The organism is Burkholderia sp. AU45274 (genome assembly GCF_030482505.1).
Lineage (GTDB): Bacteria > Pseudomonadota > Gammaproteobacteria > Burkholderiales > Burkholderiaceae > Burkholderia.
In genome coordinates, this window is sequence record NZ_JAUJQE010000010.1 from 203,783 (window position 1) to 230,311 (window position 26,529).

A 26,529-nucleotide genomic window follows, 5' to 3' on the forward strand; every position below is an offset into this window, starting at 1 on the left:
TTTCGCGCTACCTTTGCATGGTGGGCTTGGGTAGCATAACGACGATCCGAAGTGTTACGGAGGAATCGAGCTTGACTTCAAATTCCATTTGTAAGTTGTATGAGACTCATGAGGGGAAGGTTTCGGACAAGTGGTCTCATTATATTGATGTTTACGACGACGTATTTGGGGGCATTCGCGAGAGTGTTGGAAGTCTGCTCGAAATTGGTGTTCAAAATGGAGGGTCGTTGGAGATTTGGGCAAAATATTTCTCCCATGCGACGAGTATTGTTGGATGTGATGTAAACGAAAAGTGTGGGGATTTAATTTTTGATGACCCAAGAATATACGTCGTCGTCGGTGATATTAATTTCGAAGATTCAAGGATTGCCATCGAAAAGCGGTCTGAGTATTTTGATGTGGTTATAGATGACGGATCGCATCGTTCAAGTGATGTAATAAAATCGTTTGCTAGATATTTTCCGATGTTGCGCGATGGTGGTGTTTATATAGTTGAGGATTTGCACTGCAGTTACTGGCCGGAGTTTGAGGGCGGATTGTTTTTGAGATCATCGGCAATTTCATTTTTTAAGATTATTATCGATATTGTCAATCGAAATAATTGGGGTGGAGATGAGGGTATGTTTGATTTGCTGGATAATTTCTCGAAAATTCACGGTGTCGATTTTAGGTTTTCGGATCTAAAAGAAATCAGATCAATCGAGTTTCATGATTCGATGTGCGTGATTCGGCGGGCGCCGGAATCAACCAACATATTGGGGCGGCGCATCGTTGCCGGCAAGTATGCTCCAGTGTTGCCTGAAGTATTGCAAGTCAATGGTGCGAATTTACAACAGATTCAATTGATATCGCAAAGTGATTTTAATGCGCACCGGCTACGTGAGGAGCGCGATTTTTTTGAGAGGCTCGGATTTCGCGAAGATGATGTGTCTAAAATGAGTGATGCCGATGGCATCGATTCAAATTCTGATGCTTCACGTAGCGAAAGCGGAGGGGGGTGCTTTCGTGTTAAGCGGATGCAGCCCGATGGTGATTTTTTTCAAATATTTTTCAATTTCGGAGCTGGCTACTTCGAAGATTTGTCGGAGACGCGCCGTATTAAGGGTGACGGAGAGATGGAGATATTTGAATTTTTTATTGCTCCTGGTAAAAATTTAAAATCATTGCGTCTTGATCCATCTAATGAAAGTGTTGTTGTGCAGGTCGAGGCAATAACCATTGCATCGGAAGTCGGTGACACAGAATTTTCCGGAAAAATTTTGAATAACGCCGATTTCAGGGCTGGAGCAACATACTTTTTTTCGACGAGTGACCCGCAGCTAACTATTCCAACCATTCCATCGGAACTTTCTGATCGCGGAGTGAGTGTGCGAGTAGCTATGAGGTATTTAAATTTCGGGTGGGAGGCCAGGGTTGCGGCTGTTGATGCAACGTTCAACGGCTATGTCGAGCAGTTGAGCAGATTGAGGCAGGAGGTCGCCGGTAGGCAGCGCCCATAATATGGCGAGTGATTGAATCGTAGCGAAGACGAGCGCGACGCCAGTGGTGGGACATGGAATGTGCGATCTTCGAGTCATGCGGCGGTTCTTTTGGAGTAAGGCCGCGTGACGATCCGGAATGCTGTGCGGCGATGGATGGCGGTGGCCCTCGCGGTGTCAATATTGTGCCCCGTTCGCGTCTGTTGAGGGAGGGCGTCATGTTCTGTGCTGGTATGGGTCATTGCCATGACGGGCTCATGTTGGAACTGATTGCGCCGCGTCGTTGGGTCGTCTCGCATGTGTTCTTGCCATGAGCGTTAGCGCGATAGAGCTATGTCCGACTTCACTTCTTGTGGTGATGGGCGCGTTATAAAACACGCCTAGAGCCTGATCATATGGCTGGGTTCTTTGCCGGATCCTAGGCAGGTCGTGTGTGACGCGAACATGCGATCAAGCAGATTTACATACCCTGGATTGAGGAACTGCGGAGTGCGGACTACGCGATTGTGAGTCGCACGATGGACACTGTAGGGTCCTGGGGCAATTGTTTGAGTCTTGAGGTGACGCTTGGATGCGATGTGGTCACCGGCAAGCCAGACCGATGAAGGATGCGCGCGCACTCAGTCAGAACGGGGTAGCTCGACGCAACAGGAGGCGAATGCAAAAAAGCCTCCGCTTGGGAGGCTTTAATTTGCACTATCAAAGATAGTTGGTAGGGTGGGAGGGACTCGAACCCTCGACTCTCTGATTAAAAGTCAGATACTCTAACCAACTGAGTTACCACCCCACGTTCTTGAAACCTGTTGGTTCGTTGCTTCAACAACTTGGACAACGACCCAAAGAGCAAAAGATTATAGCGACGGGTTGTCAGGCTGTCAACAACCCGCCGCGATAATTATTTGATCGTCTCGAGCTTGCCCTGCGCGGTCTGCGCTGCGTTCGACCCGGCGTACTGCGACACGACCTGCTCGAACGTCTTCTTCGCGGCCGCCTTCTGGCCTTGTTCGAGCTGGTTCGTACCGATTGCCACCAGGGCGTCGGCTGCGCGCGGATGTTGCGGGAACTTGCTGACGATCCCTTGCCACGTTGCAGTCGAACCGCGGTAGTCGCGCAGCGCGTATTGCGCATTGCCGTACCAGTACTGCGCGGTCGGCTGGTAGGGGCTCTGCGGATACTTCGCGATGAACGCGCGGAACGAAGCCGCGGCCGCCTTGAAGTTGCCGTTGCGGAACTGCTGCTGCGCCGCGCTGAGCGCATCCGTTTCACCCGGCTGCACGGTGCCTTCGACACCATCGATCGTCGCCTGCTGCGGCTCGAACTTCTTGAGCCGCGTGTCGAGATCCTGGTAGTACTCCTTCTGCTGCCGCTCGAGCGTCGTCAGCCGGTTCGTCAGGTCCTCGTTCTCGCCGCGCAGCGTCGCGACCTGCTGGTTCAGCTGGTCGAGACGGCCGGATTGATCGAGGATCGTACGCTGGGCGGCGGACAACTGGCTCGCCAGGTTGTCGGTTTTGCTGCGCAGATCGAGCACGGCGCGGCGCGCTTCGTTGTCGTCGAACACGCCGGCGTGCGCCGGCGCGGCCGACCACGCCGCGCCGGCGACGCAGAATGCTGCGGCAACGCGCAGCAGGGATACACGGTGCGTCATACGGCGATTCTTCCGTTACTTACTGTTGGTAGACGAGGTCGGCGCGACGGTTCTGCGCCCACGATGCTTCGTCGTGACCCGCTGCCTGCGGCTTTTCCTTGCCGAGGCTCACGGCTTCCATTTGCGAATCGTTCACGCCGAGCAGTGCCATCGCGCGACGAACGGCTTCCGCACGCTTCTGGCCCAGCGCGAGGTTGTACTCGCTCGTGCCGCGTTCGTCGGTGTTGCCCTGGATCAGCACGTGGCGCTGCGGGTGGCTCTTCAGGTACTGAGCGTGCTGCTGCATCAGCGGCTGGTACTCGTCCTTCACCGAATAGCTGTCGAAGTCGAAGTAGATGCTGCGCTTCGCGAGCGGGCTGTTCGGGTCGTTCAGCGGATCGACGTTCACTTGCGCGACGTTGTCGGCGCTCGGTTGCGTGCTGACCGCACCGCCGGCATTCGCCTTGTCGTCGAGCTTCACGCCCGACTTGCACGCTGCGAGCGCGCTGATCATCATCACGGCCAGGGCCAGACGAGCTTTATTCGACATCATGTTTACTCTCCTTGTGGTCATTGCATGAAGGGCCCCCACGACGGCTCACGTACGGAGCCGCCCTGGACGGACAGGATTTGCGGCGGCGCGCTGCCGTCCGAGGGCACTGCTGCCAGAACATTGCGACCACCCGACTGGGTAGCGTACAGAAGGTACTGGCCGTTTGCCGCGAAGCTCGGCGATTCGTCGCGATTCGTATTCGTGATGGCGTTCGCCGCGCCGGACTGCAGATCCTGAACGTACAGCTTGAAGCCCCCACCCGTGCGGGAGATGTAAGCGAGCAGCTTGCCGTCCGGGCTGATACGCGGACTCGTGTTGTAGCTGCCGGTGAAAGTCACGCGCTGCGCGGCACCGGCGCTTTCACCCTGTGCCGGCATCCGGTAGATCTGCGGCGCGCCGCCGCGGTCGCTCGTGAAGTAGATCCAGCGGCCGTCCGGCGAGTAGAACGGCTCGGTGTCGATCGAGCTGCTCTGCGTGAGGCGGCGCAGGCCGCCGCCCGTCGAGTTGACCGTATAGATTTGCGTATTGCCCGTCAGCGACAGCGCGACGGCCAGCGTGTTGCTGTCCGGCGACCAGGCCGGTGCGCTGTTGTTGCCCTTCTGGTCGGAGACGATGTAGCGACGGCCGGTCGGCAGGTCGTGGATGTAGACGATCGGCTTCTTGCGCTCGAACGAGACATACGCGACCTTCGTGCCGCTCGGCGACCAGGACGGCGAGATGATCGGTTCGGTGCTCGACAGCGCGATGCGCGCGTTCTGGCCGTCCGAATCCGAGATCTGCAACTGGTAGCGGTTGCCGGTCTTGATCACGTACGACAGGCGCGTGGCGAACACGCCGCGCACGCCGAGCAGCTTCTGGTAGATGTAGTCGGCGATCTTGTGGCCGGCCGTGCGCAGCGTGGTGTCGGTGGCCGTCAGGGACAGGCCGCCGAGGCTTTGCTGCTTCACGGTGTCGTACAGGATGAAGTTGACCTTGTACTGGCCGTTCGCCTCGCGGTTCACGCTGCCGGCGACGAACGCATTCGCGCCCTTGGCCTTCCATGCGCCGAGATCGACCGATGCGCTCTCCGGCACGGGCGTGCTGCCGGCGTCGATGTTGGTGAATTTGCCGCTGCGGGCGAGGTCGGCGCGGACGATCGACGTGACCTGCTGCGGCAGGTTCGCCTCATTCGCGAAATTCGCCGTGGCGATGGGGAACTGGGTCGACCCGACACCGGTGATCAGCACGTTGACCTGGGCGTTAGCGGCGCTGCCCGCCGTAATCAGACACGAGGCCACGAGTGCCCTGAAACCTAGCTTTGTCATCAAACTCATGCTTCTTGCTTCCCGTATGGCTTGGATCGCTGCGCAACGGCAGAGACAGTAAAAATACCCGATTCGTTCCCGTCCGACAGCGACGCCCGGAGTGTAAGCGCAATTCTTTTCACTCCGCCGCCTTGAAGGTAATCGTAATGTCAGACGGGGTACGACCGTTAGAATCGGGCGGCAACGGGACCGATGCGTGGATTGCACTCACCACGGCTTGATCCCACCCCGAATTCCCGCTGGAGCGGGAAACCGATGCGCTCAATACGTCACCGGACGGCGTGCACCGAATCTTGACGACGGTGGTCAGGCCTGCTCGCTCGCCGCCCCAAACGATGTTCGGCTTGACGCGGCGGCGCACCTTGTCGGCATAGCCGGGCGTCGCGGCATTGCCGCCTGAGCCCGTGCCCGTGCCGCTTTTCGCGAGGCCTTCGCCGCCGCCTTCACCGGCGCCGGACAGGCCCTGCATCTGTGCCAGGCGTGCGCTGCGCTCGCGGTCGAGCTTCGCGTTCGCTGCCGCATTGGCCTTCGCGCGCGCCGTGGCTTCGGCCTTCGCCTTGGCCTGGGCTTCCGCCTTTGCCTTCGCGGCCGCGTCGGCCTTCGCCTTCGCCGCCTGCTGCGCTTCAAGTTGCGCCTGCTTTTGCTGCTGGAGTTTCTGCTGCTCGAGCTTCTGCTGCTCGGCGAGCTGCTGTTGCTTGAGCTTGTCGGCCTGCTTCTGCTTGTCGCGTTCCGCGGCCTTTTGCGCGGCGAGTGCGGCTGCCTGCTGCGCCGCGAGCTGCGCGCGCCGGGCTTGCTCTTCCTGCTGGGCCTTCAATTGCTGCGCGCGACGCTGTTGCTCGAGCAGTGCTTCACGCGCGGCCGCTTCCTGCTGCCGCTTCTTCTGCTGCAGCGCGATGTCGGCCTGCTCGTCGCGCACCGGGGGAGGGGGCGGCGCGACCTTCACGGGCGGTGCGGGTGTGACAACGGGCCGCGGCGCGGGGACATCGGGCACCTCGGTCCACAGCTCGGCTTCGGCGCCGGCCGGCGTGCTGTTCTGCCACTGCACGCCGTGATACAGGAACAGCGCGAGCAGCACGTGCATCAGCGCGGCGAGCGCGAATGCGCGCCAGGTGCCGCGCTCGCGGGGAGGCTGAGGCGGGTAGGCGGAGCTGCGCGTGGATTGCTGCCGGTTCATTGCGATTTGACGAGGAGGCCGACGCGCTTGACGCCGCGCGCCTTCAGATCGGACATCACGGTCATGACGGCATCGTACTGCACCGTCTTGTCGGCCGCGATCACGACCGGCTGGTCGGGATGGTCAGCCTGCCGGGCCACGATGAAGCTGTCGAGCTCGGCCTTCGTCATCGTGTCTTCCTGGGTCGCGCCCGAGTCGCCCTTGTACTTGACGCTCATCGTGCGATCGGCCTTGATGTTGACGACGACGGGCGGTGTCTGCTCCTGCGGCGCGGCGTTGCCGACGGTCGGCAAGTTGATGATCGACGGGGCGACGAGCGGTGCGGTGACCATGAAGATCACGAGCAGCACCAGCATCACGTCGATGTACGGCACGACGTTGATGTCGGCCATTGCGCGGCGCGAGCGGCCGCCGCGCATGCTGGATCGGATGGGGCTTCCTGCCATGGCGCGCTCCTTACTGGGCCTGACGCTGCAGGATGTTCGAGAACTCTTCGATGAAGGTCTCGAAGCGGATCGCGAGGCGGTCGATGTCGTGCGCGTAGCGGTTGTACGCGACCACCGCCGGAATCGCGGCGAACAGGCCGATCGCGGTGGCGACGAGCGCCTCGGCGATGCCCGGTGCGACGTTGGCGAGCGTGGCCTGCTGCACGTTCGCGAGGCCGCGGAACGAGTTCATGATCCCCCAGACCGTGCCGAACAGACCGATGTACGGGCTGACCGAGCCGACCGATGCGAGGAACGCGAGGTTCGCTTCGAGCACGTCCATTTCACGCTGGAACGACGCGCGCATCGCGCGGCGCGCACCGTCGAGCACGAGGCCCGGATCGCTGATGCGCTTTTCCTTCGCCTTCAGGAATTCGCGCATGCCCGACTCGAAGATCCGCTCGAGCGCGCCGATCGTGTGGCGGTTGTTGGCTGCGCTCTGGTACAGCGCCTGCAGGTCGCCACCCGACCAGAAATCCTTCTCGAAGCGTTCGGTCTGCGCGCGCGCACGGCGGATCGCAAACCACTTGCGGAAGATGAAGGTCCACGACATCAGCGACAGCAGCAGCAGCAGCCCCATCACGGCCTGGGCCAGCACGCTCGCGTTGAGGACGAGGGAAATGATCGACAGGTCTTGAGAAGTGTTCATAGAGGTTTGAGTAACGTCCCTTCGGGGCGCCCGGTATGCGTGTGGCGCGGCGCGCCGGCCATGCCTGGCGCCGAACCTTGCTTAGTATCGAATCAGAAAGGCAAGTTCATAGGCTTTGTCTAAACGGCGCTCATGCGAGCTTCGTTGACAGTGCAGTCTGCCCGTCGTCGATGACGGGCCCGCGCTGCAGCGCGTCGAGCACGGCCGGCGGGATGGCCGCGGGCCGGATGCCGGTACGGTCGACGCAGCCGAGACGGATGTGCCCGGATACGAGCAGCGTGTCTCCGCACCAGGCTTCCTGCGCGAATTCCACCGACGCGCGGCCGATGCGTCCGGGCCGGCTCGTGATCGCCAGCGTGTCGTCGAGTCGCGCCGGGGCGCGGTAGTCGAGCGACGTGCTGCGGACGACGAAGATCGCGTCGGTGTCGTCGGCGAGCTGGCGCTGGTCGATGCCGCATGCGCGCAGCCACTCGGTGCGGGCGCGTTCGAAGAACTTCAGGTAGTTGGCATAGAAGACGATGCCGCCTGCGTCGGTATCCTCGTAGTACACGCGCACCGGCCAGATGAAGCCGGACGGCGCTTCCGGGGAGCGGGTAGGCTGGGTCATGGCGCGCATTCTACCGGAAGGCAAGAGCCTGATTCGTAACCGATTCGTAACGGAATGTAGTATGCCGTAGCACACCGCGGGCCGGCCCGGAGGGGCCGGGCCCGCGTGGCTTCAGCCGCGGTGGACGGTCGGGCCGCCGGGGGCTTGCGCGATCGGCATCAGCTCGATCGTGTTGACGTTGACATGCGCCGGGCGCGTCGCGATCCAGTAGATCGTGTCGGCGATGTCCTCGGGCATCAGCGGCTGAACATTGTTGTAGACGTTCGCCGCCTTGGCGTCGTCGCCGCGATAGCGGATGTTCGAGAATTCGGTGCCGCCGCACAGGCCAGGCTCGATGTCGGTGACGCGCAGCGGCGTGCCGAGCAGGTCGGCGCGCAGGTTCAGGCTGAATTGTCTGACGAAAGCCTTGGTCGCGCCGTAGACGTTGCCGCCCGCATAAGGGTACGAGCCCGCGACCGAGCCGATATTGAAGATGTGGCCGCGGCCGCGGTCGATCATGCCGGGCAGCAGCGCGTGCGTGACCGTGACGAGGCCCGTGCAGTTCGTGTCGATCATCGTGTGCCATTCGTCGAGACTGGCCTTTTGGGCCGGCTCGACGCCGAGCGCGAGGCCGGCGTTGTTGACGAGCACGTCGAGCGCCGCGAATTCGGCGGGAAGGGCGGCCGGCACGGCCTCGACGGCCGCGCGATCGCGTACGTCGAGCTCGAGCGGCAGAAGGGAATCGCCGAGTTCGGCGGCGAGCGCATCGAGACGATCCTTGCGGCGCGCGGTCGCGACGACGCGGTGGCCTCCCTTGACGAAGGCACGGGCGATGGCGGCGCCGAAGCCGGCGGACGCGCCTGTGACGAACACGATCATTGCTGCTCCTGGTGGATGACAAAATAGCGAGTGATATCCCGCAAGCCTACTGAGATTGCCGCACCGCGGCAAGGCGGCACAGCGTTCCCGCACGGGCGCGTAGAGTCTGGCCCCAATTGCTTCCGGCGCACCGCCGTGCGGTTGCCTATTCATGACGCATCCAATACACTAACGCGCTCATCACCCCTGCGTGACTGGCGATAGAACCCTTCGGGTTCAAGGTGGAGCATCCCACCGTGAAGCGCGGGGCGCCGTTTTTGCCGTTCGCCTGGGCAGCCGTTGTGCGCCGTCGCGTGCATCGCCGGTGGCTGTCCTGCCTCGCGTCATACGGATTCTTCCGCCACGTCGAGCTGGTCCCGCCAGCAGCGCACCGTACTCGGCCGCTCCGGTCAACCTGTACACACTTAACGGAAACCGTATGTTTGACAGAGCCCAAAGCACCATTGCGAACGTCGATCCCGAAATCTTTGCCGCGATCGAGCAGGAAAACCGCCGCCAGGAAGATCACATCGAGCTGATCGCGTCGGAAAACTACACGAGCCCGGCGGTGATGGCCGCACAGGGTTCGCAACTCACGAACAAGTACGCGGAAGGCTATCCGGGCAAGCGCTACTACGGCGGTTGCGAATACGTCGATGTGGTCGAGCAGCTGGCGATCGACCGCGTGAAGCAGCTGTTCGGCGCGGAAGCCGCGAACGTGCAGCCGAACTCGGGCTCGCAGGCGAACCAGGGCGTGTTCTTCGCGATGCTCAAGCCGGGCGACACGATCATGGGCATGAGCCTCGCGCACGGCGGCCACCTGACGCACGGTTCGCCGGTGAACATGTCGGGCAAGTGGTTCAACGTGGTGAGCTACGGCCTGAACGAGAACGAAGACATCGACTATGAAGCGGCCGAGAAGCTGGCTCAGGAGCACAAGCCGAAGCTGATCGTCGCGGGCGCGTCGGCGTTCTCGCTGAAGATCGATTTCGAACGTCTGGCGAAGATCGCGAAGTCGGTCGGTGCGTACCTGATGGTCGACATGGCCCACTACGCGGGCCTGATCGCAGCGGGCGTGTACCCGAACCCGGTGCCGCACGCGGACTTCGTGACGACGACGACGCACAAGAGCCTGCGCGGCCCGCGCGGCGGCGTGATCCTGATGAAGGCCGAGTACGAGAAGCCGATCAACTCGGCGATTTTCCCGGGGATCCAGGGCGGCCCGCTGATGCACGTGATCGCGGGCAAGGCGGTGGCGTTCAAGGAAGCGCTGTCGCCGGAGTTCAAGGCGTACCAGGAAAAGGTGGTCGAGAACGCCCGCGTGCTGGCTGAAACGCTGGTGAAGCGCGGCCTGCGGATCGTGTCGGGCCGCACGGAAAGCCACGTGATGCTGGTGGACCTGCGTGCAAAGAACATCACGGGCAAGGCAGCGGAAGCGGCACTGGGCGCGGCGCACATCACGGTGAACAAGAACGCGATCCCGAACGATCCGGAAAAGCCGTTCGTGACGAGCGGCGTGCGCCTGGGTTCGCCGGCGATGACGACGCGTGGCTTCGGTCCGGCGGAAGCGGAGCAGGTGGGCAACCTGATCGCGGACGTGCTGGACAATCCGGAAGATGCAGCGACGATCGAGCGCGTGCGCGCGCAGGTCGCCGAGCTGACCAAGCGTTTCCCGGTCTATCGCTGATCGACGATGCGCTGCCCGTTCTGCCGGCATGACGACACGCAGGTCGTGGATTCCCGCGTGTCCGAAGATGGCGCCGCGATCCGGCGGCGCCGTCGCTGCTCGGCTTGCGACAAGCGCTTCACGACGTACGAGCGGGTCGAGCTGTCCCTGCCGTTCGTCGTGAAGAAAGACGGCAGCCGCACGGAATTCGACCGTCGCAAGCTCGTCGCCAGCATGCAACTCGCGCTGCGCAAGCGGCCGGTCGCTGCCGACGCGATCGACGCGGCGGTCGCCCGCATCGAATATCAACTGCTCGCGACAGGCGAGCGCGAAGTGCGTAGCGAGAAACTCGGCGAACTCGTGATGAACGAGTTGCGCGGGCTCGATACGATCGCTTATGTCCGCTTCGCATCGGTGTATCGCCGGTTCGAGGACGTTTCCGAATTTGCCGACGTGATCGAAGAGTTCCGTCGCGCCTCTCCCGCCAAGACTCCACGTAAGCGCTGACGCGCTGCGTTCGTTCATCGTCTACTCCGTTGGGTCAGTTCGCGCCGATTGTGTCGGTCGCGATCGCATGCCGCCAGTCAGCCATTCGGCAAATGGTGCGTGTCCGCACGTGTCGCTACAGTCGTCGCATCACCTTGGCGACGGACGACTGCGATGGGACTGCACGCTCAACCCCTGAAGAATGTATTGCGACGCGCGGGCGGATTCACGCTCGTCGAACTGATGGTCGCCATCTCGCTGGCGGCCGGGCTCGCGCTTTATGCTGCGCCTGCGTTCGACCAGTGGCGCATGCGCGAACGCGTGGATGCACGCTCGCGCGCGTTGCTCGGTGCGCTGTCGTTTGCACGTAACGAGGCGACGCGTCTCGGCGTGCGCGTCACGCTGTGCCGGGCGGGTGGCGGCGGCACCTGTCTGCGTGCGGGTGAGCGGTGCGATCCGGCTGAATGGTCGTGTGACTGGATCGTCAGCGGGCAGGTCGACGGGCAGTCGCGCGTGCTGCGGCGCTATCCGCGCGATGCCGAAGTGGCTGTCGCGGGTGCCGCGCACGATCTCGCGTTCGCACCGCCGGTCGGACAGGCAATCGGTGGCATCCGGCGCTTCGAATTGCGTCCGCGACGCGACGTGCCGGGGGCGGACGACGCGCATACGTCGCGCTGCGTGCGGATCGCGGCAGGCGGCCGGGCGCGGGTTGTCGCCGGCCGTTGCGACGCGGCGTGAGCGTCATGCGCAACGCCATGCGCGGCACGTCGCTGATCGAATCGATGCTGGCCATCGCGCTGCTCGCGACCGTCATGCTGGCGGTAGCGGGCAGCCAGCTTGCGATGGCGCGTGCGCAGCGCGCGACGATCTGGCGTGAGCGCGCGCTGTGGCTGGCCGATGCGCGTATCGAGCGCTTGCACGTCGCTGCGGTGGCCGACGATGGCCTCGCGGCGCGAGCCGCAGCGTCGCTGCCCGGCGGCACGATGACGCGCGGTGACGGGCCGGATGGCGTTCGCTACACGGTTGTCGGCTGGCGCGGCGCCAATGCGGCCACCGGGCCGCGATGCGAAGCGGCGGGAAGCTCGGCGCAGCCGCCGTCGTGCGTCCGGATTCCGTATCGGGAGGCTGAAGCCGATGAACGCTGATCGCCGCATGCGTGCGCATACGTTGCTTGAAGTGCTGATTGCGATGACCGTCGGTCTGCTCGTGCTCGCGGCGGCCGGTGCGCTGTACCACGCGCAGCGCGTCGCACAGCGGCGCGCGGACGACGGGTTCCGGATGCGCGATGCGGCTGGCACCGCACTGATGCTGATCGGCCAGCAGGTCCAGATGGCCGGATTTCGGCCGCTCGATTTGGAAGGCGTCTCGTCGTTGCCACCCGTATTCGGCTGTTCGATGGCGCGCGTGAGGGGAGAGGGCGCGCAGGTACGGTGCGAGCCGGTGCGCGGTGCGTCGGACGCTTTGCTGATCCGGTATGTCGGCGATGCCGTGTCGACGTGGCTCACCGTTAGCGGCCAGGTGTCGGATTGCCTCGGGCAGGGTGTCGGCGTGTCCGGCGAACGTGCGCCGGTGGAGAACCGCTTCGATGTGCACACCAGTCCGTCGACGGGCGAACCTGAACTGTATTGCGAAGGAAGCGGCCGTCCGGGCACGCCGCAGCCGGTCGTGTCGGGAATCGATCAGTTGCGGGTGCGCTATCTTCGCCGCGGCGCCACGCAGTTCATCGATGCCGATGCATTGCGCGGCGACGACTGGCGCGATGTCGTGGCGGTGCATGTCTGCGTGCGGGCGCGCGGCGAACCGACGGGCGAGCCGGTGCGGCACGTCGACTGCGACGGCCGCATTGTCGTTGCGCAAGACGGCCGCGTGCGTCTGACGCTCGATCGCATCGTCGCGTTGCGCAATGCCGCGCGCACATTCGACGATACGTCGCGTGATGTCACGGATGAACCCGAGGTGCCGCGATGAACGGAGCGAGGCCGTATGCGCGCAAGAGGTCGCGGTGCGTTGCGACCCGCAACACGCATGAGCGAATCGAAACACGCAGTGACGGTCCGCGGCAGGCTGCAGGCGCGAAAGTCCAAACCGCGAGCCGGCAAGCGCCGCACATACGTTTGCGGTCAGCCAGCCGCGATTGGCGTCGCGACGCGGGCCTTGCATTGCCTGCGGTGATCGCGGTTGGCGCAGCGGTGGCGGCGCTGACCGGCACGTGGTTCGAAGCCGCACTGACGGAGTCGCGCCGCACGCGCGCATTGTCCGATCGGCTGGTTGCATTCCACGCGGCCGATGCCGCGCTGGCAGCGTGCACCGCGCGATTGCGCCGGGGCGCGGTGCCGTACGTGAGCGAAGGCGAGTCGCGCGCGGAGCCCGACGCGTGGCGGCGCATGCCGGCGCTGGTGGCCGCCGAAGCGTTCGCGCCGTTCGCCGGATGGCCGATGGCCGTTCAACCGCCGCGATGCCTGATCGAAGCGTGGCGCGGGGCGGGGCCGGCCGGCGGCCGCGCTTACGTCGTCACCGCCCGTGGCGTCGGTGCGCATGCATCGAGCGCAGTCTGGCTGCAGCACCAGGTCGCGATCCGCGATGGACACATCGTCGCCCTGCACTGGCGTCGCGTCGCGACGGTGCTTCGATGAACGGTCGCGCGTCCGTGTACCGCTCGGCGGGATTCACGCTGATCGAACTGATGATCGTGCTCGCGATCGTTGCGGTGCTGGCCGGATGGGGCATCCCGTCGTATCGCGAGCATGTCGTGCGCGTTCATCGCGCGTCGGCGGTCGCCGCGTTGTACCGTGCGGCCCAATATCTTGAAACACTGGACGGTGTGCCGCCTTCGGCATTGCCGACGGCGCTCACACAAGCGCCGCCGGACGGGCGCGCGGTCTATCGACTGGCGCTCAGGCGGCCGGACCGCGACGATTCGCCGGCGAGTTATGACCTGGAGGCCATCCCGCTCGACACGGGCCCGATGCACGACGACGCGTGCGGTGCATTCACGCTGCGTTCGGACGGGACGAAAGGCAATGTGCGAAGTGACGGCGCCGACGGACAGGTCGCGGCGTGCTGGGGCGTGCGTTGAATGCGGCGGGAGGGCGCGCCACGGCGCTTGGCCGTGCGCGCGGGATGCCGACGACGGTCAGTCGTCGTGCGTGTCGAGTCCGCGCTCGTCGCGGGACTGCTTCCAGATCCGGTAGACCTCCCACGCCGCGAAACCGAGGGTGCCCCACTTCAGCGCGGGGCCCGCACTCGCGCGCAGCAGCGAGCGAACGGGTTTGGCGAGCACGAGCGATGCGAGCGAGCTCAGCATCGGATACTGGTTGACGAGCTGTCCGAGGTTCGCGTTCAGGTTCTTGGCAGACTGGCTGAACTTGCTGCTGGACAGGCCGGGGATGAACACCTTGAGCCAGCTGAAGCGCGTCACTGCGCGGCGCATGTCGCCGGCGGCTTCCGCGAGTTCGAGCCGCTCGACTTCGGATCGCAGGATCAGCAGTTCCTTGCGGAGCGCGCGATGCTGCGACGCGCTCCAGTTCGATCGCGACGAATGGGAGCGGGGTGAATTGCCCGTGACGTTCTGGCTCATGGCGCGTCGGCGAAGTAGGTGGGAGGGGTGAGCGCGACTGCGTTCACGGCTTGCCGCGGAACAGTTCGCGGTCTTTCTCGAGTTCGGCGAGCGTCGCCTCGAATACGGTCGGCGCGTCGCGCAGGCCCGAGCGGGCCTTCAGTGCGCAAGCGATCCCGCCCGCGGCATACAGCGCGGTGATCGCCGCGAGCGACTGCCAGCGGTAGGTATCCCAGAACGCGATCGCGATGAGCACGGTCAGGCTGATGAGCGCCATCGTGGCGAGCATCATCGCGGCGAGCCCGAGGAACAGCACGCCCATCAGGCGCTCCTTCTCCTCGGCAAGCTCGATGCCCACCAGTTCGAGGCGCGTTTGCAGAAGGCCGATCGCGGAGCCGACGAGGCGGCGCAGCGGTCCTTGGCCGGACGGCTGCGAGGTGGTGTCTGTCGTCATGGGTGAGGTGCGTGCGCGTGCAGTGTGCAGCTAGGACAAAGCCGGCCGGCGGAAACCGCCGGCTGGCTTCGACGCCCGCAGGCCGCGCGACGCGGCCAACGGGACGAAACGGCGCAGAGCGCGTTACTTGCGGTTGATCAGCAGGCCGATCAGCACGCCCACGCCGGCGGCAACGCCGATCGACGTCCACGGATGCTCGTGCACGTAGTCGTCGGTCGCGCGTGCGGCCTTCTTGCCTTTCTCGACCACCACGACCTGGACGTCGGCCGCCTTTTCCTTGGCCTGCTTGAGGCGCGACATGGCTTTCTCGCGCAGCTCGGCCGCACGGTCGCCCGTGCTGCTCGCAGCTTGCTTGAGCAGGTCTTCGGCGTCCGAGAGAACGGTTTTGATATCCGACATCAGTTTCTCCTTGTTGATTTCCGACATTGCAACTCCCTTCGTGCTGTCATGCTGCAGGTTCATATCCTAGCGAAACGCCTGCCTGCTGGCGAGCCGGGAAGACACACGGTGGCGGTGCAAGACTGCATGGTAAACGACTCGCAATCATGAACAGAGCGACAAACGGGTTGAAAAGTTTCCCTTTCGGCCGGTTGTCCCGCCCCGACACCAGGCAAAAATGACAAAAAAGTATGAATATCAAACGGAATAATCGTTCGCATGCCCCATTGCTTCCCGTAAGCTGACAGACTTTCCCGCGCCGATCCGGGCGCGGTTTCAACCAGCATCGTTCGAGGAGGGAACATCATGAGTCTGCGTCTTGGCGACATCGCACCGGATTTCGAGCAGGAATCGAGCCTGGGCCCGATCAAGTTTCACGAATGGCTCGGCAACAGCTGGGGCGTCCTGTTCTCCCATCCGGCCGACTACACGCCGGTGTGCACGACCGAACTCGGGCTGACCTCGAAGCTGAAGGGCGAATTCGAGAAACGCAATGTAAAAGTGATCGCGCTGTCGGTCGACGGTGTCGAGTCGCACAAGGGCTGGATCAACGACATCAACGATACGCAGTCGACGGTCGTCGGCTTCCCGATCATCGCCGATGCGGACCGCAAGGTTTCGCAGCTGTATGACATGATCCACCCGAACGCGAACGAAACGCTGACGGTGCGTTCGCTGTTCGTGATCGACCCGAACAAGAAGGTGCGGCTCACCATCACGTATCCGGCCAGTACGGGCCGCAACTTCGACGAAGTGCTGCGCGTGATCGACTCGCTGCAGCTGACCGACAACTACAAGGTCGCGACGCCCGGCAACTGGAAGGATGGCGACGACGTCGTGATCGTCCCGTCGCTGCAGGATCCGGAAGAGCTGAAGAAACGCTTCCCGAAGGGCTTCAACGCGGTGCGTCCGTATCTGCGCCTCACGCCGCAGCCGAACAAGTAAGCATCGGCTGCAGAGGAACGCGCTACCGGGCCGGCGGCCTGGTGCGCGGATCCGATGAAAAACGGCCCGCCCGGCATGACTGCCGGGCGGGCCGTGTCTTTTGCGCGAGCACGGCGCGGCGTGCTTGCCGCGCTCGCCGCATCCGGACGATCAGAAGAATGCCTGGATGCCCGTCTGCGCGCGGCCGAGGATCAGTGCGTGGATGTCGTGCGTGCCTTCGTACGTGTTGACCACTTCGAGGTTCACGAGGTGGCGCGCGACGCCGAATTCGTCGGAGATACCGTTGCCGCCGAGCATGTCGCGCGCGAGTCGTGCGATGTCGAGCGCCTTGCCGCACGAGTTGCGCTTCATGATCGACGTGATCTCGACGGCCGCCGTGCCTTCGTCCTTCATCCGGCCGAGGCGCAGCACGCCTTGCAGGCCGAGGGTGATTTCGGTCTGCATGTCGGCGAGCTTCTTCTGGATCAGCTGGTTTGCGGCGAGCGGCCGGCCGAACTGCTGGCGGTCGAGCACGTACTGGCGCGCGGTGTGCCAGCAGGACTCGGCGGCGCCGAGCGCGCCCCATGCGATCCCGTAGCGCGCCGAGTTCAGGCACGTGAACGGGCCGCGCAGGCCGCTCACGTTCGGCATCAGGTTCTCTTCCGGCACGAACACCTCGTCGAGGACGATCTCGCCGGTGATCGACGCGCGCAGCCCGACCTTGCCGTGGATCGCGGGCGCCGACAGGCCTTTCCAGCCTTTCTCGAGGATGAAGCCGCGGATCGCGTCCTTGCCGTTCTCTTCGAGCTTCGCCCACACGACGAACACGTCGGCGATCGGCGAGTTGGTGATCCACATCTTCGCACCGGACAGCGAGTAGCCGCCGGGCACTTTTTTCGCGCGGGTGACCATGCTGCCCGGATCGGAGCCGTGGTTCGGCTCGGTCAGCCCGAAGCAGCCGATCCATTCGCCGGTGGCGAGTTTCGGCAGGTACTTCTGCTTCTGCGCGTCGGAGCCGAATTCGTAGATCGGGACCATCACGAGCGACGACTGCACGGACATCATCGACCGGTAGCCTGAATCGACGCGCTCGACTTCGCGGGCGATCAGGCCGTAGCTCACGTAGTTGAGGCCGGGGCCGCCGTATTCCTCGGGAATCGTCGGGCCGAGCAGGCCGACTTCGCCCATCTCGCGGAAGATTTCGGCGTCGGTGCGTTCGTGGCGGAACGCTTCGGTGACGCGCGGTGCGAGCTTGTCCTGCGCGTACGCCTGCGCGGCATCACGCACCATCCGCTCTTCTTCGGTCAGTTGCTGGTCGAGCAGCAGCGGATCGTCCCAATGAAAAGTTGCAGCACTCATCGTCTCATCTCCTGTCGACCCGAGTTAGCGCTTTAGCGCTTACTCGGGTCCCATGCTTTGCGGTCGACCCGAGTTAGCGCTTTAGCGCGTACTCGGATCCCATGCTTTGCGGTCAGTCCCTGATTCAGTCGGGTTTGTTGCCTGAGAGTTTGCTTGACGGAAGTTCCGCTGTGCGGAACAATGTTTTGCAAATCGAACCCAGTGTAGCACCAGATGACACTTTCAACCATCGACGAAACCACGATCGACGAACGCAAGTTCGTCGTCGCGCTCGCGCGCGGTCTCGACCTGCTGCGCGCATTCCGGCCCGGGGAGACGATGCTCGGCAACCGCGACTTCGCGGAGCGCACGGGGCTGCCGAAGGCGACGGTGAACCGGCTCGCCTACACGCTGACCGTGCTCGGCTACCTGCGTTACGACGAGACGCTCGGAAAGTATGCGCTCGACGCCGGCGTGCTGTCGCTCGGCTACGCGCTGCTGTCGGGCTCGGGCACGATCGACCTCGCACGGCCGCACATGCAGGCGCTCGCACGCGACATCGGCGCGGCCGTGTCGCTCGGCTGCCGCGACGGGCTCGACATGATCTACCTGGAGACGATCCGCAGCGAGACCGCGCTGACGCTCGGGCTCGCGCCCGGTTCGCGGCTGTCGATGCTGACGAGCTCGATGGGGCGCGCGTACCTGGCCGTGCAGCCGGAAGACGCGCGACGCGCGCTTTATGCGGAGCTGCATCGTGCGGCCGGCGGCGCGGCCGACGCCGATGCGCTCGTCGCCGCCGCGCAGCAGGCGGTGGCCGAGTTCTCGGCGGGTGGCTGTTGCTATTCGTTTCGGGCGTGGCACATGGACGTCAACGCGGCGGCCGTCCCGTTTCGCGAGCCGCGCGAGGGGCGCTGGCTGATCCTGAGCTGCAGCGGCCCCGCATCGTCGATGGACGAGGACGTGTTCCGTACGCAGGTCGGGCCGAAGCTGAAGGCGCTCGCGCAGCGGCTCGGGCAGACGGCCTGAGCGGGGGCGCGAGCGGTAGGGGGCCGTCGCCGGTACGGTCGGCAGCGTACGCGCGCGACACCGCCGCCGGTTGTGTCACGGACGAACCGCGCGCATGATCGTTCGCCAGCTCACCGACGACGAGGCTTGCCATGTCTCACGCAGAATCGATGGAAGGCGGATGCGCATGTGGCGCGATCCGGTACCGGATCACCCATGTCCCGGCCGACGCCGGCTTTTGCCACTGCCGGCTCTGTCAGCGCACGACCGGCGCGGCGGTCGTCGCGTCGGCGTCGGTGCCGATCGACGCGTTCGAATACCTGCAAGGTGAGCCGACGGTGTATGCGTCGAGCGCGTGGGGCGAGCGGCGCTTCTGCGGCCGTTGCGGCGCGCAGCTCGAATACCGGCTCAGTGATGCACCCAGGACGGTCGAGATCAATTACGCGACGCTCGACGAGCCGTCGCGGCTACGTCCGGCCTGGCATGTCTGGTATGGGGATCGCTTCCCGGGCATCGAGATCGACGACGATCTGCCCAAGTACGATGACGGTGGAAGGGCGTAAGCGGTAGGTCACCGCCGACATCGACCGTGCCGGAAGCGAGGCGCGCGCGTTCCCGCTAAGCCGGTCTTTCCACGAGGCCGGCAACCGCCGGCCGGACCTCGGACGACGGGGCGAGCCAGGCGGCCCGATCCCCACGTTACATCACCTGCATTCCACTGTCGGCACGCGACGCCCCGCGTGTGCGAACCCCCTCATGCACCGAGGCTCAGGCCGTCACGACCTTCGCAAACACGGGCCCCTGCATGAACCGGACGTCGTACTGGCGCAGCAGCTCGCACTGCGTTTCGTCGACGACGCCGTCGAAGATCAGCGGAATCCGCACGCGCTGCGCATAGGCGACGAGCGCCTTGACCATCCCGTCGCGCAACGCGATGCCCGCGTCCATCTTGATGTAGTCCGGGCGCGCCATCTCCGATTCGACCGCGAGGATGCGGCCCGGGTCCGGCAGCTTGTCGGCGACCTTGAAGCCGTGATGCTGATAGCTGCGCGTCAGGTAGCCGAGGAAGGTCTTGTGCGCGACCGCGACCGCCGGCAGCTCGATCACGATCCGCTCGGCCGGCAGCCCGAAGCGCTGCAGCACCGATGAGAAATGCTTGCCGTGGTCGTACTTCACGCTCTTCAGCAGCCGTTCGTGCACGCGCAGGAACAGCAGCCCATGGCGCTGCGCGCCAAAGAAATTGATCGCGTGCAGCGCACGCGACAGGCGGTCGATCGCGACGAGCGTCTGGTCGTCGACGGCCGAGTCGACCGGATCGTGCGGCGCGCCCGTGACGACCGTCACGGCCTGGAAGCCGAGTTCGTCGCCGTAGCGCTCGATCGCGTCGGCGAACGACGTCGATTGCGGTGCGCCCGGCATCGTCACGTCGTAGATCGGTTCGTAGGCGCTGCCGAGCGTGCGCTCGGGCAGGTTCGCGCTTGCGGTGCCGCCATCGGCGAGCGCGAGGTGATCCCGCAGATACGGCAGTTGCCCGGCACGGGCGACCAGCTCGGGAATGGTGGGCGGAATCATCGGCGTAAGAAGGAAAAACGGCGGCCGAACGGGCCGCCTCGTAGCTTGATATTAGCAGTGCCGGCCAAGCTCGGCTCGGCGTTTCGTTCATATGGTTATCCCGTCGTCGACGCTTCGCCTAGGGTTTACGTTGATTTCACTATTCGTAATTGGTTTTACTATTCGTAAATCCAGGATTTGTCGCCGATCAAGAAATGCGGCATGCGGGCGCCGCGAAACGGCGCCGTTCACGAATCAACAGGAAGCAAGGAGCGAGACGTGGCGGTTGACAGGAATGGCACGCGGGAGAGCGGCGCGGCGCGCCGGCAGGCGACGGGCGGGAAGACGGGCGTGCCGGCCCGCGCCCGGCAGGGTTGAGGAGCGGATGGCGACCATGAGCATCGATTACCAGACGCTGAAGTTCGAATACCGCCCGCGTGCGCAGGACACGACCGTTCACCCGGTGATCGTCGTCGGCGCGGGCCCGGTGGGCCTCGCGGCCGCGATCGACCTCGCGCAGCAGGGCGTAAGCGTCGTGCTGCTCGACGACGACGACACGCTGTCGACCGGCTCGCGCGCGATCTGCTTCGCGAAGCGCACGCTCGAGATCTTCGACCGGCTCGGCTGCGGCGAGCGCTTCGTCGACAAGGGGGTGAGCTGGCACGTCGGCAAGGTGTTCCTGCAGGACGAGCAGCTGTACGCGTTCGACCTGCTGCCCGAGGAAGGGCATGCGCGCCCCGCGTTCATCAACCTGCAGCAGTACTACGTCGAAGGCTACCTGGCCGACCGCGCGTTCGAGCTGCCGAACATCGACATCCGCTGGAAGCACAAGGTCACGGGCATCGACCAGTCGGCCGAACACGCGGTGCTGACGATCGAAACGCCGGAGGGCGTCGCGACGCTGCGCGCGCAGTACGTGATCGCGGCCGACGGCTCGCGCAGCCCGATGCGCACGATGATGGGCCTCGAAAGCCACGGCCGCACGTTCAAGGACCGTTTCCTGATCGCCGACGTGAAGATGAAGGCGGAGTTTCCGACCGAGCGCTGGTTCTGGTTCGACCCGCCGTTTCACCCGAATCAGTCGGTGCTGCTGCATCGCCAGCCCGACAACGTATGGCGCATCGACTTCCAGCTCGGCTGGGATGCCGATCCCGTCGCCGAGAAGCAGCCGGAGCGCGTGATCCCGCGCGTGCGTGCGCTGCTCGGGCCGGACGTCGAGTTCGAGCTCGAATGGGTGAGTGTCTATACGTTCCGCTGCCAGCGGATGGAATCGTTCCGGCACGGCCGCGTGCTGTTCGCGGGCGATTCCGCGCACGGCGTGTCGCCGTTCGGCGCGCGCGGCGCGAACAGCGGCGTGCAGGACGCCGACAACCTCGCGTGGAAACTGAAACTCGTGCTCGACGGCCGGTCGGCCGACAGCCTGCTCGACACGTATGCGAGCGAGCGCGAGTTCGCGGCCGACGAGAACATCCGCAACTCGACGCGCTCGACCGACTTCATCACGCCGAAGAGCCCGGTATCGCGCGTGTTCCGCGACGCGACGCTGAAGCTGGCGCGCGACTGCGAGTTCGCGCGCAAGCTCGTGAACAGCGGCCGCCTGTCGGTGCCGGCGGTGCTCGCCGATTCGCCTCTGAACACACCGGACCGCAACGGCGACGCCTTCGCGGGCGCGATGCGGCCGGGCGCGGCGGCGGCCGATGCGCCGGTGCGTGCGCAGGGCGCGTCGGGCTGGCTGCTGCAGCATCTGGGCAGCGGCTTCACCGGCGTGCTGTTCGGGTTGCCGGGCGATGCGGCCGCGCTCGCGCAGGCGCTCGACGGCCTCGCGCTGCCGGTGCGGCCCGTGCTCGTCGTGCCGGCCGGGCACGCGCAAGCGGTCGCGGGTGTCGTCGTCGTGGAGGATGTCGACGGCTTCGCCGCGCAACGCTACGACGCGAAGCCCGGCACGTTCTACCTGCTGCGTCCCGACCAGCACGTGTGCGCGCGCACGCGCACGCTCGACCGTCAGGCGCTGGCCGACGCACTGGCGCGCGCGACCTGCGCACGCTGAAAACGATAAAGACACCGGAGACTCCGTCATGCCCCCACTCGACACCCGCCCGCGCCTGGCTGATCCGGACGCGTTCTACGAAGCGCTGATCGACATGCATCGCGACCTGTCCGACGCCGACAGCCAGCTCGTCAACGCGAAGCTGATCCTGCTGCTCGCGAACCAGATCGGCGACGCCGACGTGCTGCGCGAAGCGATGGCGCTCGCGCGCCAGGGCGTGACGCCGCCCGTGCATCCGGCCGCCGAGGTGACGCAATGAGCGCGGCGCCGGCCGACGCGCGCGTGCTCGAAGTCGAGCGCGTGATCGACGAGACCCATCGCCCGGGCTTCCACTGGATGCTGCTCGTGTTGTGCGGGCTGTGCCTCGTGATCGACGGATTCGATGCGCAGGCGATGGGCTACGTCGCACCGAGCGTGATCGCCGAATGGGGCGTGCCGAAGCAGGCGCTGGGGCCCGTGTTCAGCGCGAGCTTGTTCGGGATGCTGCTCGGCGCGCTCGGGCTGTCGGTGCTGGCCGACCGGATCGGGCGGCGCCCGGTGCTGATCGGCTCGACGCTGTTCTTCGCGGTGACGATGCTCGCGACGCCGTTCGCGGGTTCGATCCCGGTGCTGATGGCGCTGCGCTTCGTCACGGGCCTTGGCCTCGGCTGCATCATGCCGAACGCGATGGCGCTGGTCGGCGAGTTCAGCCCGGCCGCGCATCGCGTGAAGCGGATGATGATCGTGTCGTGCGGCTTCACGCTCGGCGCGGCGCTCGGCGGCTTCATCAGCGCCGCGCTGATTCCGGCGCTCGGCTGGCGGTCGGTGTTCTTCGTCGGCGGCGCGGTGCCGCTCGTGCTGACGATCGCGATGGTCGCGCGGCTGCCCGAGTCGCTGCAGTTCCTGGTGCTGAAAGGGCGCGTCGCGCAGGCACGCGCGTGGCTCGCGCATTTCGCGCCGCAGGCCGGCATCGACGCGAACACGCGGATCGTCGTGCGCGAGCGCGCCGCAACCGGCGCGCCGGTCGCCGAGCTGTTCAGCCACGGCCGCCTGCCGGTCACGCTGCTGCTGTGGGCGATCAGCTTCATGAACCTGATCGATCTGTACTTCCTGTCGAACTGGCTGCCGACCGTGATGCGCGACGCGGGCTATGCGCAGGGCACGGCGGTGATCGTCGGCACGGTGCTGCAGACGGGCGGCGTGATCGGCACGCTGTCGCTCGGCTGGTTCATCGAACGCTACGGCTTCGTGCGCGTGCTGTTCGCCTGCTTCGCGTGCGCGGCCGTGTCGGTGGGGCTGATCGGCTCGGTCGCGCATGCGCTGCCGTGGCTGCTGGTGGTCGTGTTCGCGGGCGGGTTCTGCGTGGTCGGCGGGCAGCCGGCCGTGAACGCGCTCGCGGGCCAGTATTACCCGACGTCGCTGCGCTCGACGGGCATCGGCTGGAGCCTCGGCATCGGCCGGATCGGCTCGGTGCTCGGGCCGCTCGTCGGCGGACAACTGATTGCGCTCAACTGGTCGAACGGTGCGCTGTTCCACGCGGCCGCGGTGCCCGTGCTGTGCTCGGCGCTGTTCGTCCTCGGGCTGGCCGGTGTGACGCGGCGCAACGACGCGCAGGCGCCGAACGCCGCGATGAATTGAGGGAGAAAGGAAACGATGACGCTTGACCTGTCGAAACCGGCAACCGCCGGCTACCAGAGCGGTTTCGCGAACGAATTCGCGACCGAGGCACTGCCCGGCGCGCTGCCGCACGGCCGCAACTCGCCGCAGCGCGCGCCGTACGGGCTGTACGCGGAGCAGCTGTCGGGCACGGCGTTCACCGCGCCGCGCGGCCACAACCGCCGCTCGTGGCTGTACCGTATCCGCCCGGCGGCCGTGCACCGGCCGTTCGAGCCGTATGCGGGCCCGCAGCGGCTCGTGTCGGAATTCGCTGATTCGGCCGACGTGCCGCCGACACCGCCGAACCAGCTGCGCTGGGATCCGCTGCCGATGCCGGTCGCGCCGACCGACTTCGTCGACGGGCTCGTGACGATGGCCGGCAACGGCTCGGCCGCTGCGATGAACGGCTGCGCGATCCACCTGTACGCGGCGAACCGCTCGATGCAGGACCGCTTCTTCTACAGCGCGGACGGCGAACTGCTGATCGTGCCGCAGCACGGGCGGCTGTTCATCGCGACCGAATTCGGCCGGGTCGACATCGAGCCGTTCGAGATCGCGGTGATCCCGCGCGGCGTGCGTTTTGCCGTCACGCTGCCGGACGGCGACGCGCGCGGCTACATCTGCGAGAACTTCGGCGCGCAACTGCGCCTGCCGGACCTCGGCCCGATCGGCTCGAACGGTCTCGCGAATCCGCGCGACTTCCTGACGCCGCAAGCCGCGTACGAAGACCGCGAAGGCGCGTTCGAACTGATCGCGAAGCTGAACGGCCGCCTGTGGCGCGCGGACATCGGCCATTCGCCGCTCGACGTCGTCGCGTGGCACGGCAACTACGCGCCGTACAAATACGACCTGCGCCTGTTCAATACGATCGGCTCGATCAGCTACGACCATCCCGATCCGTCGATCTTCCTGGTGCTGCAGTCGCAGAGCGACACGCCGGGCGTCGACACGATCGACTTCGTGATCTTCCCGCCGCGCTGGCTCGCGGCCGAGGATACGTTCCGCCCGCCCTGGTTCCACCGCAACGTCGCGAGCGAATTCATGGGGCTCGTGCACGGCGCGTACGACGCGAAGGCCGAAGGCTTCGTGCCGGGCGGCGCGAGCCTGCACAACTGCATGTCGGGCCACGGGCCCGACGCGGACACGTTCGAGAAGGCGTCCGCGAGCGACACGACGAAGCCGCACAAGGTCGACGCGACGATGGCGTTCATGTTCGAAACCCGCACGCTGATCCGGCCGACGCGCTACGCGCTCGACACCGCGCAGCTGCAGGCCGACTACTTCGAATGCTGGCAAGGCATCAAGAAACATTTCAACCCGGAGCAAAAATGAGCGATACCCAAGACTGGCGCGCGACGCTCGACCCGGCCCGCAAGAGCTGGGTCGAGACGGCGAACGATCCCGCCTGCGATTTCCCGATCCAGAACCTGCCGTTCGGGATCTTCAGCGATGCGAAGCAAGCGTCGCGCCGTGCGGGCGTGGCGCTCGGTGACCAGATCATCGATCTCGCTGCGCTCGCGCGTGCGGGCCTCGTGACGCTGCCGGCCGGCGCCGACGTGTTCGCCGCGCCGACGCTCAATGCATTCATCGCGCTCGGCCGCGACGCATGGCGCAGCGTGCGCGTGCAGCTGTCCGACCTGTTCTCGCGCGACAACGCACGGCTGCGTGACGATACGGCGCTGCGCGCACAGGTGCTCGTCGCGCAACGCGACGCGACGCTGCATCTGCCGGTCGAGATTCCCGGCTACACCGATTTCTATTCGTCGAAGGAGCACGCGACCAACGTCGGCTCGATGTTCCGTGATCCGAAGAATGCGCTGCTGCCGAACTGGTCGGAGATGCCGATCGGCTACAACGGCCGCGCGTCGTCGGTGGTCGTGAGCGGCACGCCGGTGCGGCGCCCGAACGGGCAACTGAAGCTGCCCGACCAGGAGCGCCCGGTGTTCGGTGCCTGCCGCAAGCTCGACATCGAACTGGAGACGGGTTTCATCGTCGGGAAGGGCAACGCGCTTGGCGAGCCGATCGCGTGCGAGGACGCGGAAGCGCATATCTTCGGGATGGTGCTGCTGAACGACTGGAGCGCGCGCGACATCCAGCAGTGGGAATACGTGCCGCTCGGGCCGTTCAATTCGAAGGGCTTCGCGACGACGATCTCGCCGTGGATCGTCACGCTCGACGCGCTCGAACCGTTCCGCGTCGCGCAGCCGGAGCAGTCGCCGCAGCCGCTCGCGTATCTGCAGCACGCGGGCAAGCATGCGTTCGACATCGCGCTGGAAGTGACGCTACGTGAGGAAGGGGCGGCCGAAGCCACGTCGATCAGCCGCACGAACTTCAAGCACATGTACTGGACGATGGCGCAGCAGCTCGCGCATCACACGGTCGCGGGCTGCAACACGCGCGTGGGCGATCTGATGGGTTCGGGCACGATCAGCGGGCCGACGAAGGATTCGTTCGGCAGCCTGCTCGAACTGACGTGGAACGGCAAGGAGCCGGTTGCGCTGAACGGTGGCGGCAGCCGCGCGTTCATCGAGGACGGCGACGAGCTCACGCTCGCCGGATGGTGCCAGGGCGACGGTTATCGGGTCGGCTTCGGCGCGTGCGTCGGCAAGATCCTGCCGGCGTTGAAGGCGTAACGCGCAACGTGGCGCACACGTGAGCATGACGGCCCGCATTGCGCGGGCCGTCGTCGTTTTTGCAGTGTGATCGGCGTATCGGTGG

The 26,529-nt window shown here is 65.1% G+C and carries 29 protein-coding genes, 1 tRNA gene and 1 riboswitch; of the genes, 16 read left to right on the plus strand and 14 right to left on the minus strand.

The window, feature by feature from the left end:
• Positions 1-71: 71 nt before the first annotated feature.
• Entirely contained in the window at positions 72-1,499 is a 1,428-nt protein-coding gene (locus QZM35_RS29785; protein ID WP_301777365.1) for a class I SAM-dependent methyltransferase, read from the plus strand.
• A gap of 689 nt (positions 1,500-2,188) precedes the next feature.
• Here QZM35_RS29785 and QZM35_RS29790 read toward each other — a convergent pair.
• The 9 genes from QZM35_RS29790 to QZM35_RS29830 all read right to left on the minus strand — a co-directional run bounded on the left by QZM35_RS29790 (position 2,189) and on the right by QZM35_RS29830 (position 8,732).
• Positions 2,189-2,265 (minus strand) — tRNA-Lys (locus QZM35_RS29790).
• A 108-nt stretch (positions 2,266-2,373) separates the two neighbouring features.
• The gene (ybgF, locus tag QZM35_RS29795; RefSeq protein ID WP_011351071.1) at positions 2,374-3,123 is read right to left on the minus strand and encodes a tol-pal system protein YbgF; all 750 of its coding nucleotides are present in this window, start codon (positions 3,121-3,123) and stop codon (positions 2,374-2,376) included.
• 19 nt (positions 3,124-3,142) lie between these two features.
• On the minus strand, positions 3,143-3,655 hold the full coding sequence (gene pal, locus QZM35_RS29800; RefSeq protein ID WP_089424598.1) for a peptidoglycan-associated lipoprotein Pal: 513 nt from the start codon (positions 3,653-3,655) through the stop codon (positions 3,143-3,145).
• Between the two features lie 17 nt (positions 3,656-3,672).
• Positions 3,673-4,968: a Tol-Pal system beta propeller repeat protein TolB gene (gene tolB / locus QZM35_RS29805; protein WP_043189432.1), complete on the minus strand. Its 1,296-nt coding sequence runs from the start codon at positions 4,966-4,968 to the stop codon at positions 3,673-3,675.
• A 109-nt stretch (positions 4,969-5,077) separates the two neighbouring features.
• Entirely contained in the window at positions 5,078-6,133 is a 1,056-nt protein-coding gene (tolA, locus tag QZM35_RS29810; protein ID WP_089424599.1) for a cell envelope integrity protein TolA, read from the minus strand.
• Positions 6,130-6,579, minus strand: a complete 450-nt coding sequence (gene tolR, locus QZM35_RS29815; protein WP_011351075.1) for a protein TolR — start codon at positions 6,577-6,579, stop codon at positions 6,130-6,132. Before tolR ends, tolA begins: the two co-directional genes overlap by 4 nt.
• Before the next feature lie 10 nt (positions 6,580-6,589).
• On the minus strand, positions 6,590-7,267 hold the full coding sequence (tolQ, locus tag QZM35_RS29820; protein WP_021157170.1) for a protein TolQ: 678 nt from the start codon (positions 7,265-7,267) through the stop codon (positions 6,590-6,592).
• Between the two features lie 130 nt (positions 7,268-7,397).
• Positions 7,398-7,883, minus strand: coding sequence for a tol-pal system-associated acyl-CoA thioesterase (ybgC, locus tag QZM35_RS29825; protein ID WP_089424600.1), 486 nt, complete (start codon positions 7,881-7,883; stop codon positions 7,398-7,400).
• Between the two features lie 102 nt (positions 7,884-7,985).
• On the minus strand, positions 7,986-8,732 hold the full coding sequence (locus QZM35_RS29830; protein WP_089430665.1) for an SDR family NAD(P)-dependent oxidoreductase: 747 nt from the start codon (positions 8,730-8,732) through the stop codon (positions 7,986-7,988).
• Positions 8,733-8,912: 180 nt separating this feature from the next.
• Positions 8,913-9,013, plus strand: a riboswitch (ZMP/ZTP riboswitch).
• Between the two features lie 137 nt (positions 9,014-9,150).
• Here QZM35_RS29830 and glyA point away from each other — a divergent pair.
• From glyA to QZM35_RS29865, 7 genes are all read left to right on the plus strand, one after another.
• Entirely contained in the window at positions 9,151-10,398 is a 1,248-nt protein-coding gene (glyA, locus tag QZM35_RS29835; protein ID WP_021157166.1) for a serine hydroxymethyltransferase, read from the plus strand.
• Positions 10,399-10,404: 6 nt separating this feature from the next.
• A complete protein-coding gene (gene nrdR / locus QZM35_RS29840) occupies positions 10,405-10,884 on the plus strand; it encodes a transcriptional regulator NrdR (protein WP_089424602.1) in 480 nt (159 codons plus the stop codon).
• Positions 10,885-11,037: 153 nt separating this feature from the next.
• Positions 11,038-11,601 carry a GspH/FimT family pseudopilin gene (locus QZM35_RS29845; RefSeq protein ID WP_089430666.1) on the plus strand — a complete coding sequence of 188 codons (564 nt, stop codon included), beginning with the start codon at positions 11,038-11,040 and terminating at the stop codon, positions 11,599-11,601.
• Between the two features lie 5 nt (positions 11,602-11,606).
• Positions 11,607-12,008, plus strand: coding sequence for a hypothetical protein (locus QZM35_RS29850; protein WP_089431352.1), 402 nt, complete (start codon positions 11,607-11,609; stop codon positions 12,006-12,008).
• Complete coding sequence (locus QZM35_RS29855) at positions 11,998-12,831, plus strand: PilW family protein (protein WP_301777366.1); 834 nt, start codon at positions 11,998-12,000, stop codon at positions 12,829-12,831. Before QZM35_RS29850 ends, QZM35_RS29855 begins: the two co-directional genes overlap by 11 nt.
• 203 nt (positions 12,832-13,034) lie before the next feature.
• Positions 13,035-13,496, plus strand: coding sequence for a hypothetical protein (locus QZM35_RS29860; protein WP_301777380.1), 462 nt, complete (start codon positions 13,035-13,037; stop codon positions 13,494-13,496).
• The gene (locus QZM35_RS29865; RefSeq protein ID WP_089424606.1) at positions 13,493-13,939 is read left to right on the plus strand and encodes a type IV pilin protein; all 447 of its coding nucleotides are present in this window, start codon (positions 13,493-13,495) and stop codon (positions 13,937-13,939) included. Before QZM35_RS29860 ends, QZM35_RS29865 begins: the two co-directional genes overlap by 4 nt.
• Before the next feature lie 57 nt (positions 13,940-13,996).
• Here the strand turns inward: QZM35_RS29865 and QZM35_RS29870 are convergent, their stop codons facing one another.
• The 3 genes from QZM35_RS29870 to QZM35_RS29880 form a co-directional block, all read right to left on the minus strand.
• Positions 13,997-14,440 carry a DUF3318 domain-containing protein gene (locus tag QZM35_RS29870; protein ID WP_089424607.1) on the minus strand — a complete coding sequence of 148 codons (444 nt, stop codon included), beginning with the start codon at positions 14,438-14,440 and terminating at the stop codon, positions 13,997-13,999.
• A gap of 43 nt (positions 14,441-14,483) precedes the next feature.
• Positions 14,484-14,873 carry a phage holin family protein gene (locus tag QZM35_RS29875; RefSeq protein ID WP_011351086.1) on the minus strand — a complete coding sequence of 130 codons (390 nt, stop codon included), beginning with the start codon at positions 14,871-14,873 and terminating at the stop codon, positions 14,484-14,486.
• A 123-nt stretch (positions 14,874-14,996) separates the two neighbouring features.
• Positions 14,997-15,299, minus strand: coding sequence for a YqjD family protein (locus QZM35_RS29880; RefSeq protein WP_006494044.1), 303 nt, complete (start codon positions 15,297-15,299; stop codon positions 14,997-14,999).
• 318 nt (positions 15,300-15,617) lie between these two features.
• Between QZM35_RS29880 and QZM35_RS29885 the strand changes: the two genes are divergently transcribed.
• Complete coding sequence (locus QZM35_RS29885) at positions 15,618-16,256, plus strand: peroxiredoxin (protein WP_069247250.1); 639 nt, start codon at positions 15,618-15,620, stop codon at positions 16,254-16,256.
• 150 nt (positions 16,257-16,406) lie between these two features.
• Here the strand turns inward: QZM35_RS29885 and QZM35_RS29890 are convergent, their stop codons facing one another.
• Entirely contained in the window at positions 16,407-17,594 is a 1,188-nt protein-coding gene (locus tag QZM35_RS29890; RefSeq protein ID WP_021157157.1) for an acyl-CoA dehydrogenase, read from the minus strand.
• 213 nt (positions 17,595-17,807) lie between these two features.
• Here QZM35_RS29890 and QZM35_RS29895 point away from each other — a divergent pair, with 213 nt between their 5' ends.
• Positions 17,808-18,599, plus strand: coding sequence for an IclR family transcriptional regulator (locus tag QZM35_RS29895; RefSeq protein ID WP_174973361.1), 792 nt, complete (start codon positions 17,808-17,810; stop codon positions 18,597-18,599).
• A 131-nt stretch (positions 18,600-18,730) separates the two neighbouring features.
• Positions 18,731-19,141: a GFA family protein gene (locus tag QZM35_RS29900; RefSeq protein WP_089430670.1), complete on the plus strand. Its 411-nt coding sequence runs from the start codon at positions 18,731-18,733 to the stop codon at positions 19,139-19,141.
• A gap of 205 nt (positions 19,142-19,346) precedes the next feature.
• Here the strand turns inward: QZM35_RS29900 and QZM35_RS29905 are convergent, their stop codons facing one another.
• Positions 19,347-20,150 (minus strand): EAL domain-containing protein, encoded by an 804-nt coding sequence (locus QZM35_RS29905; protein ID WP_089424610.1) that lies wholly within the window; start codon positions 20,148-20,150, stop codon positions 19,347-19,349.
• A gap of 364 nt (positions 20,151-20,514) precedes the next feature.
• On the opposite strand from QZM35_RS29905, the gene QZM35_RS29910 reads away from it, so the two are divergent.
• Genes QZM35_RS29910 through fahA form a run of 5 tightly spaced genes read left to right on the plus strand, consistent with a single transcriptional unit; the run spans position 20,515 to position 26,444 of the window.
• A complete protein-coding gene (locus tag QZM35_RS29910) occupies positions 20,515-22,176 on the plus strand; it encodes an FAD-dependent oxidoreductase (RefSeq protein WP_089424611.1) in 1,662 nt (553 codons plus the stop codon).
• A 28-nt stretch (positions 22,177-22,204) separates the two neighbouring features.
• Positions 22,205-22,435, plus strand: coding sequence for a DUF2783 domain-containing protein (locus QZM35_RS29915; protein ID WP_069247256.1), 231 nt, complete (start codon positions 22,205-22,207; stop codon positions 22,433-22,435).
• The gene (locus QZM35_RS29920; protein ID WP_301777367.1) at positions 22,432-23,793 is read left to right on the plus strand and encodes an MFS transporter; all 1,362 of its coding nucleotides are present in this window, start codon (positions 22,432-22,434) and stop codon (positions 23,791-23,793) included. Before QZM35_RS29915 ends, QZM35_RS29920 begins: the two co-directional genes overlap by 4 nt.
• 15 nt (positions 23,794-23,808) lie before the next feature.
• Positions 23,809-25,143, plus strand: a complete 1,335-nt coding sequence (gene hmgA / locus QZM35_RS29925; RefSeq protein WP_301777368.1) for a homogentisate 1,2-dioxygenase — start codon at positions 23,809-23,811, stop codon at positions 25,141-25,143.
• A complete protein-coding gene (gene fahA / locus QZM35_RS29930; RefSeq protein ID WP_301777369.1) occupies positions 25,140-26,444 on the plus strand; it encodes a fumarylacetoacetase in 1,305 nt (434 codons plus the stop codon). Before hmgA ends, fahA begins: the two co-directional genes overlap by 4 nt.
• Positions 26,445-26,529: the final 85 nt, after the last annotated feature.

Bases quoted from the DNA above. Each gene is read 5' to 3' on its own strand.
- tolR (WP_011351075.1), bottom strand. From the start codon at position 6,579: ATGGCAGGAAGCCCCATCCGATCCAGCATGCGCGGCGGCCGCTCGCGC.
- QZM35_RS29850 (WP_089431352.1), top strand. From the start codon at position 11,607: ATGCGCAACGCCATGCGCGGCACGTCGCTGATCGAATCGATGCTGGCC.
- QZM35_RS29875 (WP_011351086.1), bottom strand. From the start codon at position 14,873: ATGACGACAGACACCACCTCGCAGCCGTCCGGCCAAGGACCGCTGCGC.
- QZM35_RS29920 (WP_301777367.1), top strand. From the start codon at position 22,432: ATGAGCGCGGCGCCGGCCGACGCGCGCGTGCTCGAAGTCGAGCGCGTG.
- tolA (WP_089424599.1), bottom strand. From the start codon at position 6,133: ATGAACCGGCAGCAATCCACGCGCAGCTCCGCCTACCCGCCTCAGCCT.
- QZM35_RS29855 (WP_301777366.1), top strand. From the start codon at position 11,998: ATGAACGCTGATCGCCGCATGCGTGCGCATACGTTGCTTGAAGTGCTG.
- QZM35_RS29845 (WP_089430666.1), top strand. From the start codon at position 11,038: ATGGGACTGCACGCTCAACCCCTGAAGAATGTATTGCGACGCGCGGGC.
- QZM35_RS29910 (WP_089424611.1), top strand. From the start codon at position 20,515: ATGGCGACCATGAGCATCGATTACCAGACGCTGAAGTTCGAATACCGC.
- QZM35_RS29870 (WP_089424607.1), bottom strand. From the start codon at position 14,440: ATGAGCCAGAACGTCACGGGCAATTCACCCCGCTCCCATTCGTCGCGA.
- nrdR (WP_089424602.1), top strand. From the start codon at position 10,405: ATGCGCTGCCCGTTCTGCCGGCATGACGACACGCAGGTCGTGGATTCC.
- ybgF (WP_011351071.1), bottom strand. From the start codon at position 3,123: ATGACGCACCGTGTATCCCTGCTGCGCGTTGCCGCAGCATTCTGCGTC.
- ybgC (WP_089424600.1), bottom strand. From the start codon at position 7,883: ATGCGCGCCATGACCCAGCCTACCCGCTCCCCGGAAGCGCCGTCCGGC.
- hmgA (WP_301777368.1), top strand. From the start codon at position 23,809: ATGACGCTTGACCTGTCGAAACCGGCAACCGCCGGCTACCAGAGCGGT.
- QZM35_RS29885 (WP_069247250.1), top strand. From the start codon at position 15,618: ATGAGTCTGCGTCTTGGCGACATCGCACCGGATTTCGAGCAGGAATCG.
- fahA (WP_301777369.1), top strand. From the start codon at position 25,140: ATGAGCGATACCCAAGACTGGCGCGCGACGCTCGACCCGGCCCGCAAG.
- QZM35_RS29895 (WP_174973361.1), top strand. From the start codon at position 17,808: ATGACACTTTCAACCATCGACGAAACCACGATCGACGAACGCAAGTTC.
- glyA (WP_021157166.1), top strand. From the start codon at position 9,151: ATGTTTGACAGAGCCCAAAGCACCATTGCGAACGTCGATCCCGAAATC.
- pal (WP_089424598.1), bottom strand. From the start codon at position 3,655: ATGATGTCGAATAAAGCTCGTCTGGCCCTGGCCGTGATGATGATCAGC.
- tolQ (WP_021157170.1), bottom strand. From the start codon at position 7,267: ATGAACACTTCTCAAGACCTGTCGATCATTTCCCTCGTCCTCAACGCG.
- QZM35_RS29865 (WP_089424606.1), top strand. From the start codon at position 13,493: ATGAACGGTCGCGCGTCCGTGTACCGCTCGGCGGGATTCACGCTGATC.
- tolB (WP_043189432.1), bottom strand. From the start codon at position 4,968: ATGAGTTTGATGACAAAGCTAGGTTTCAGGGCACTCGTGGCCTCGTGT.
- QZM35_RS29890 (WP_021157157.1), bottom strand. From the start codon at position 17,594: ATGAGTGCTGCAACTTTTCATTGGGACGATCCGCTGCTGCTCGACCAG.
- QZM35_RS29830 (WP_089430665.1), bottom strand. From the start codon at position 8,732: ATGATCGTGTTCGTCACAGGCGCGTCCGCCGGCTTCGGCGCCGCCATC.
- QZM35_RS29915 (WP_069247256.1), top strand. From the start codon at position 22,205: ATGCCCCCACTCGACACCCGCCCGCGCCTGGCTGATCCGGACGCGTTC.
- QZM35_RS29905 (WP_089424610.1), bottom strand. From the start codon at position 20,150: ATGATTCCGCCCACCATTCCCGAGCTGGTCGCCCGTGCCGGGCAACTG.
- QZM35_RS29880 (WP_006494044.1), bottom strand. From the start codon at position 15,299: ATGTCGGAAATCAACAAGGAGAAACTGATGTCGGATATCAAAACCGTT.
- QZM35_RS29900 (WP_089430670.1), top strand. From the start codon at position 18,731: ATGTCTCACGCAGAATCGATGGAAGGCGGATGCGCATGTGGCGCGATC.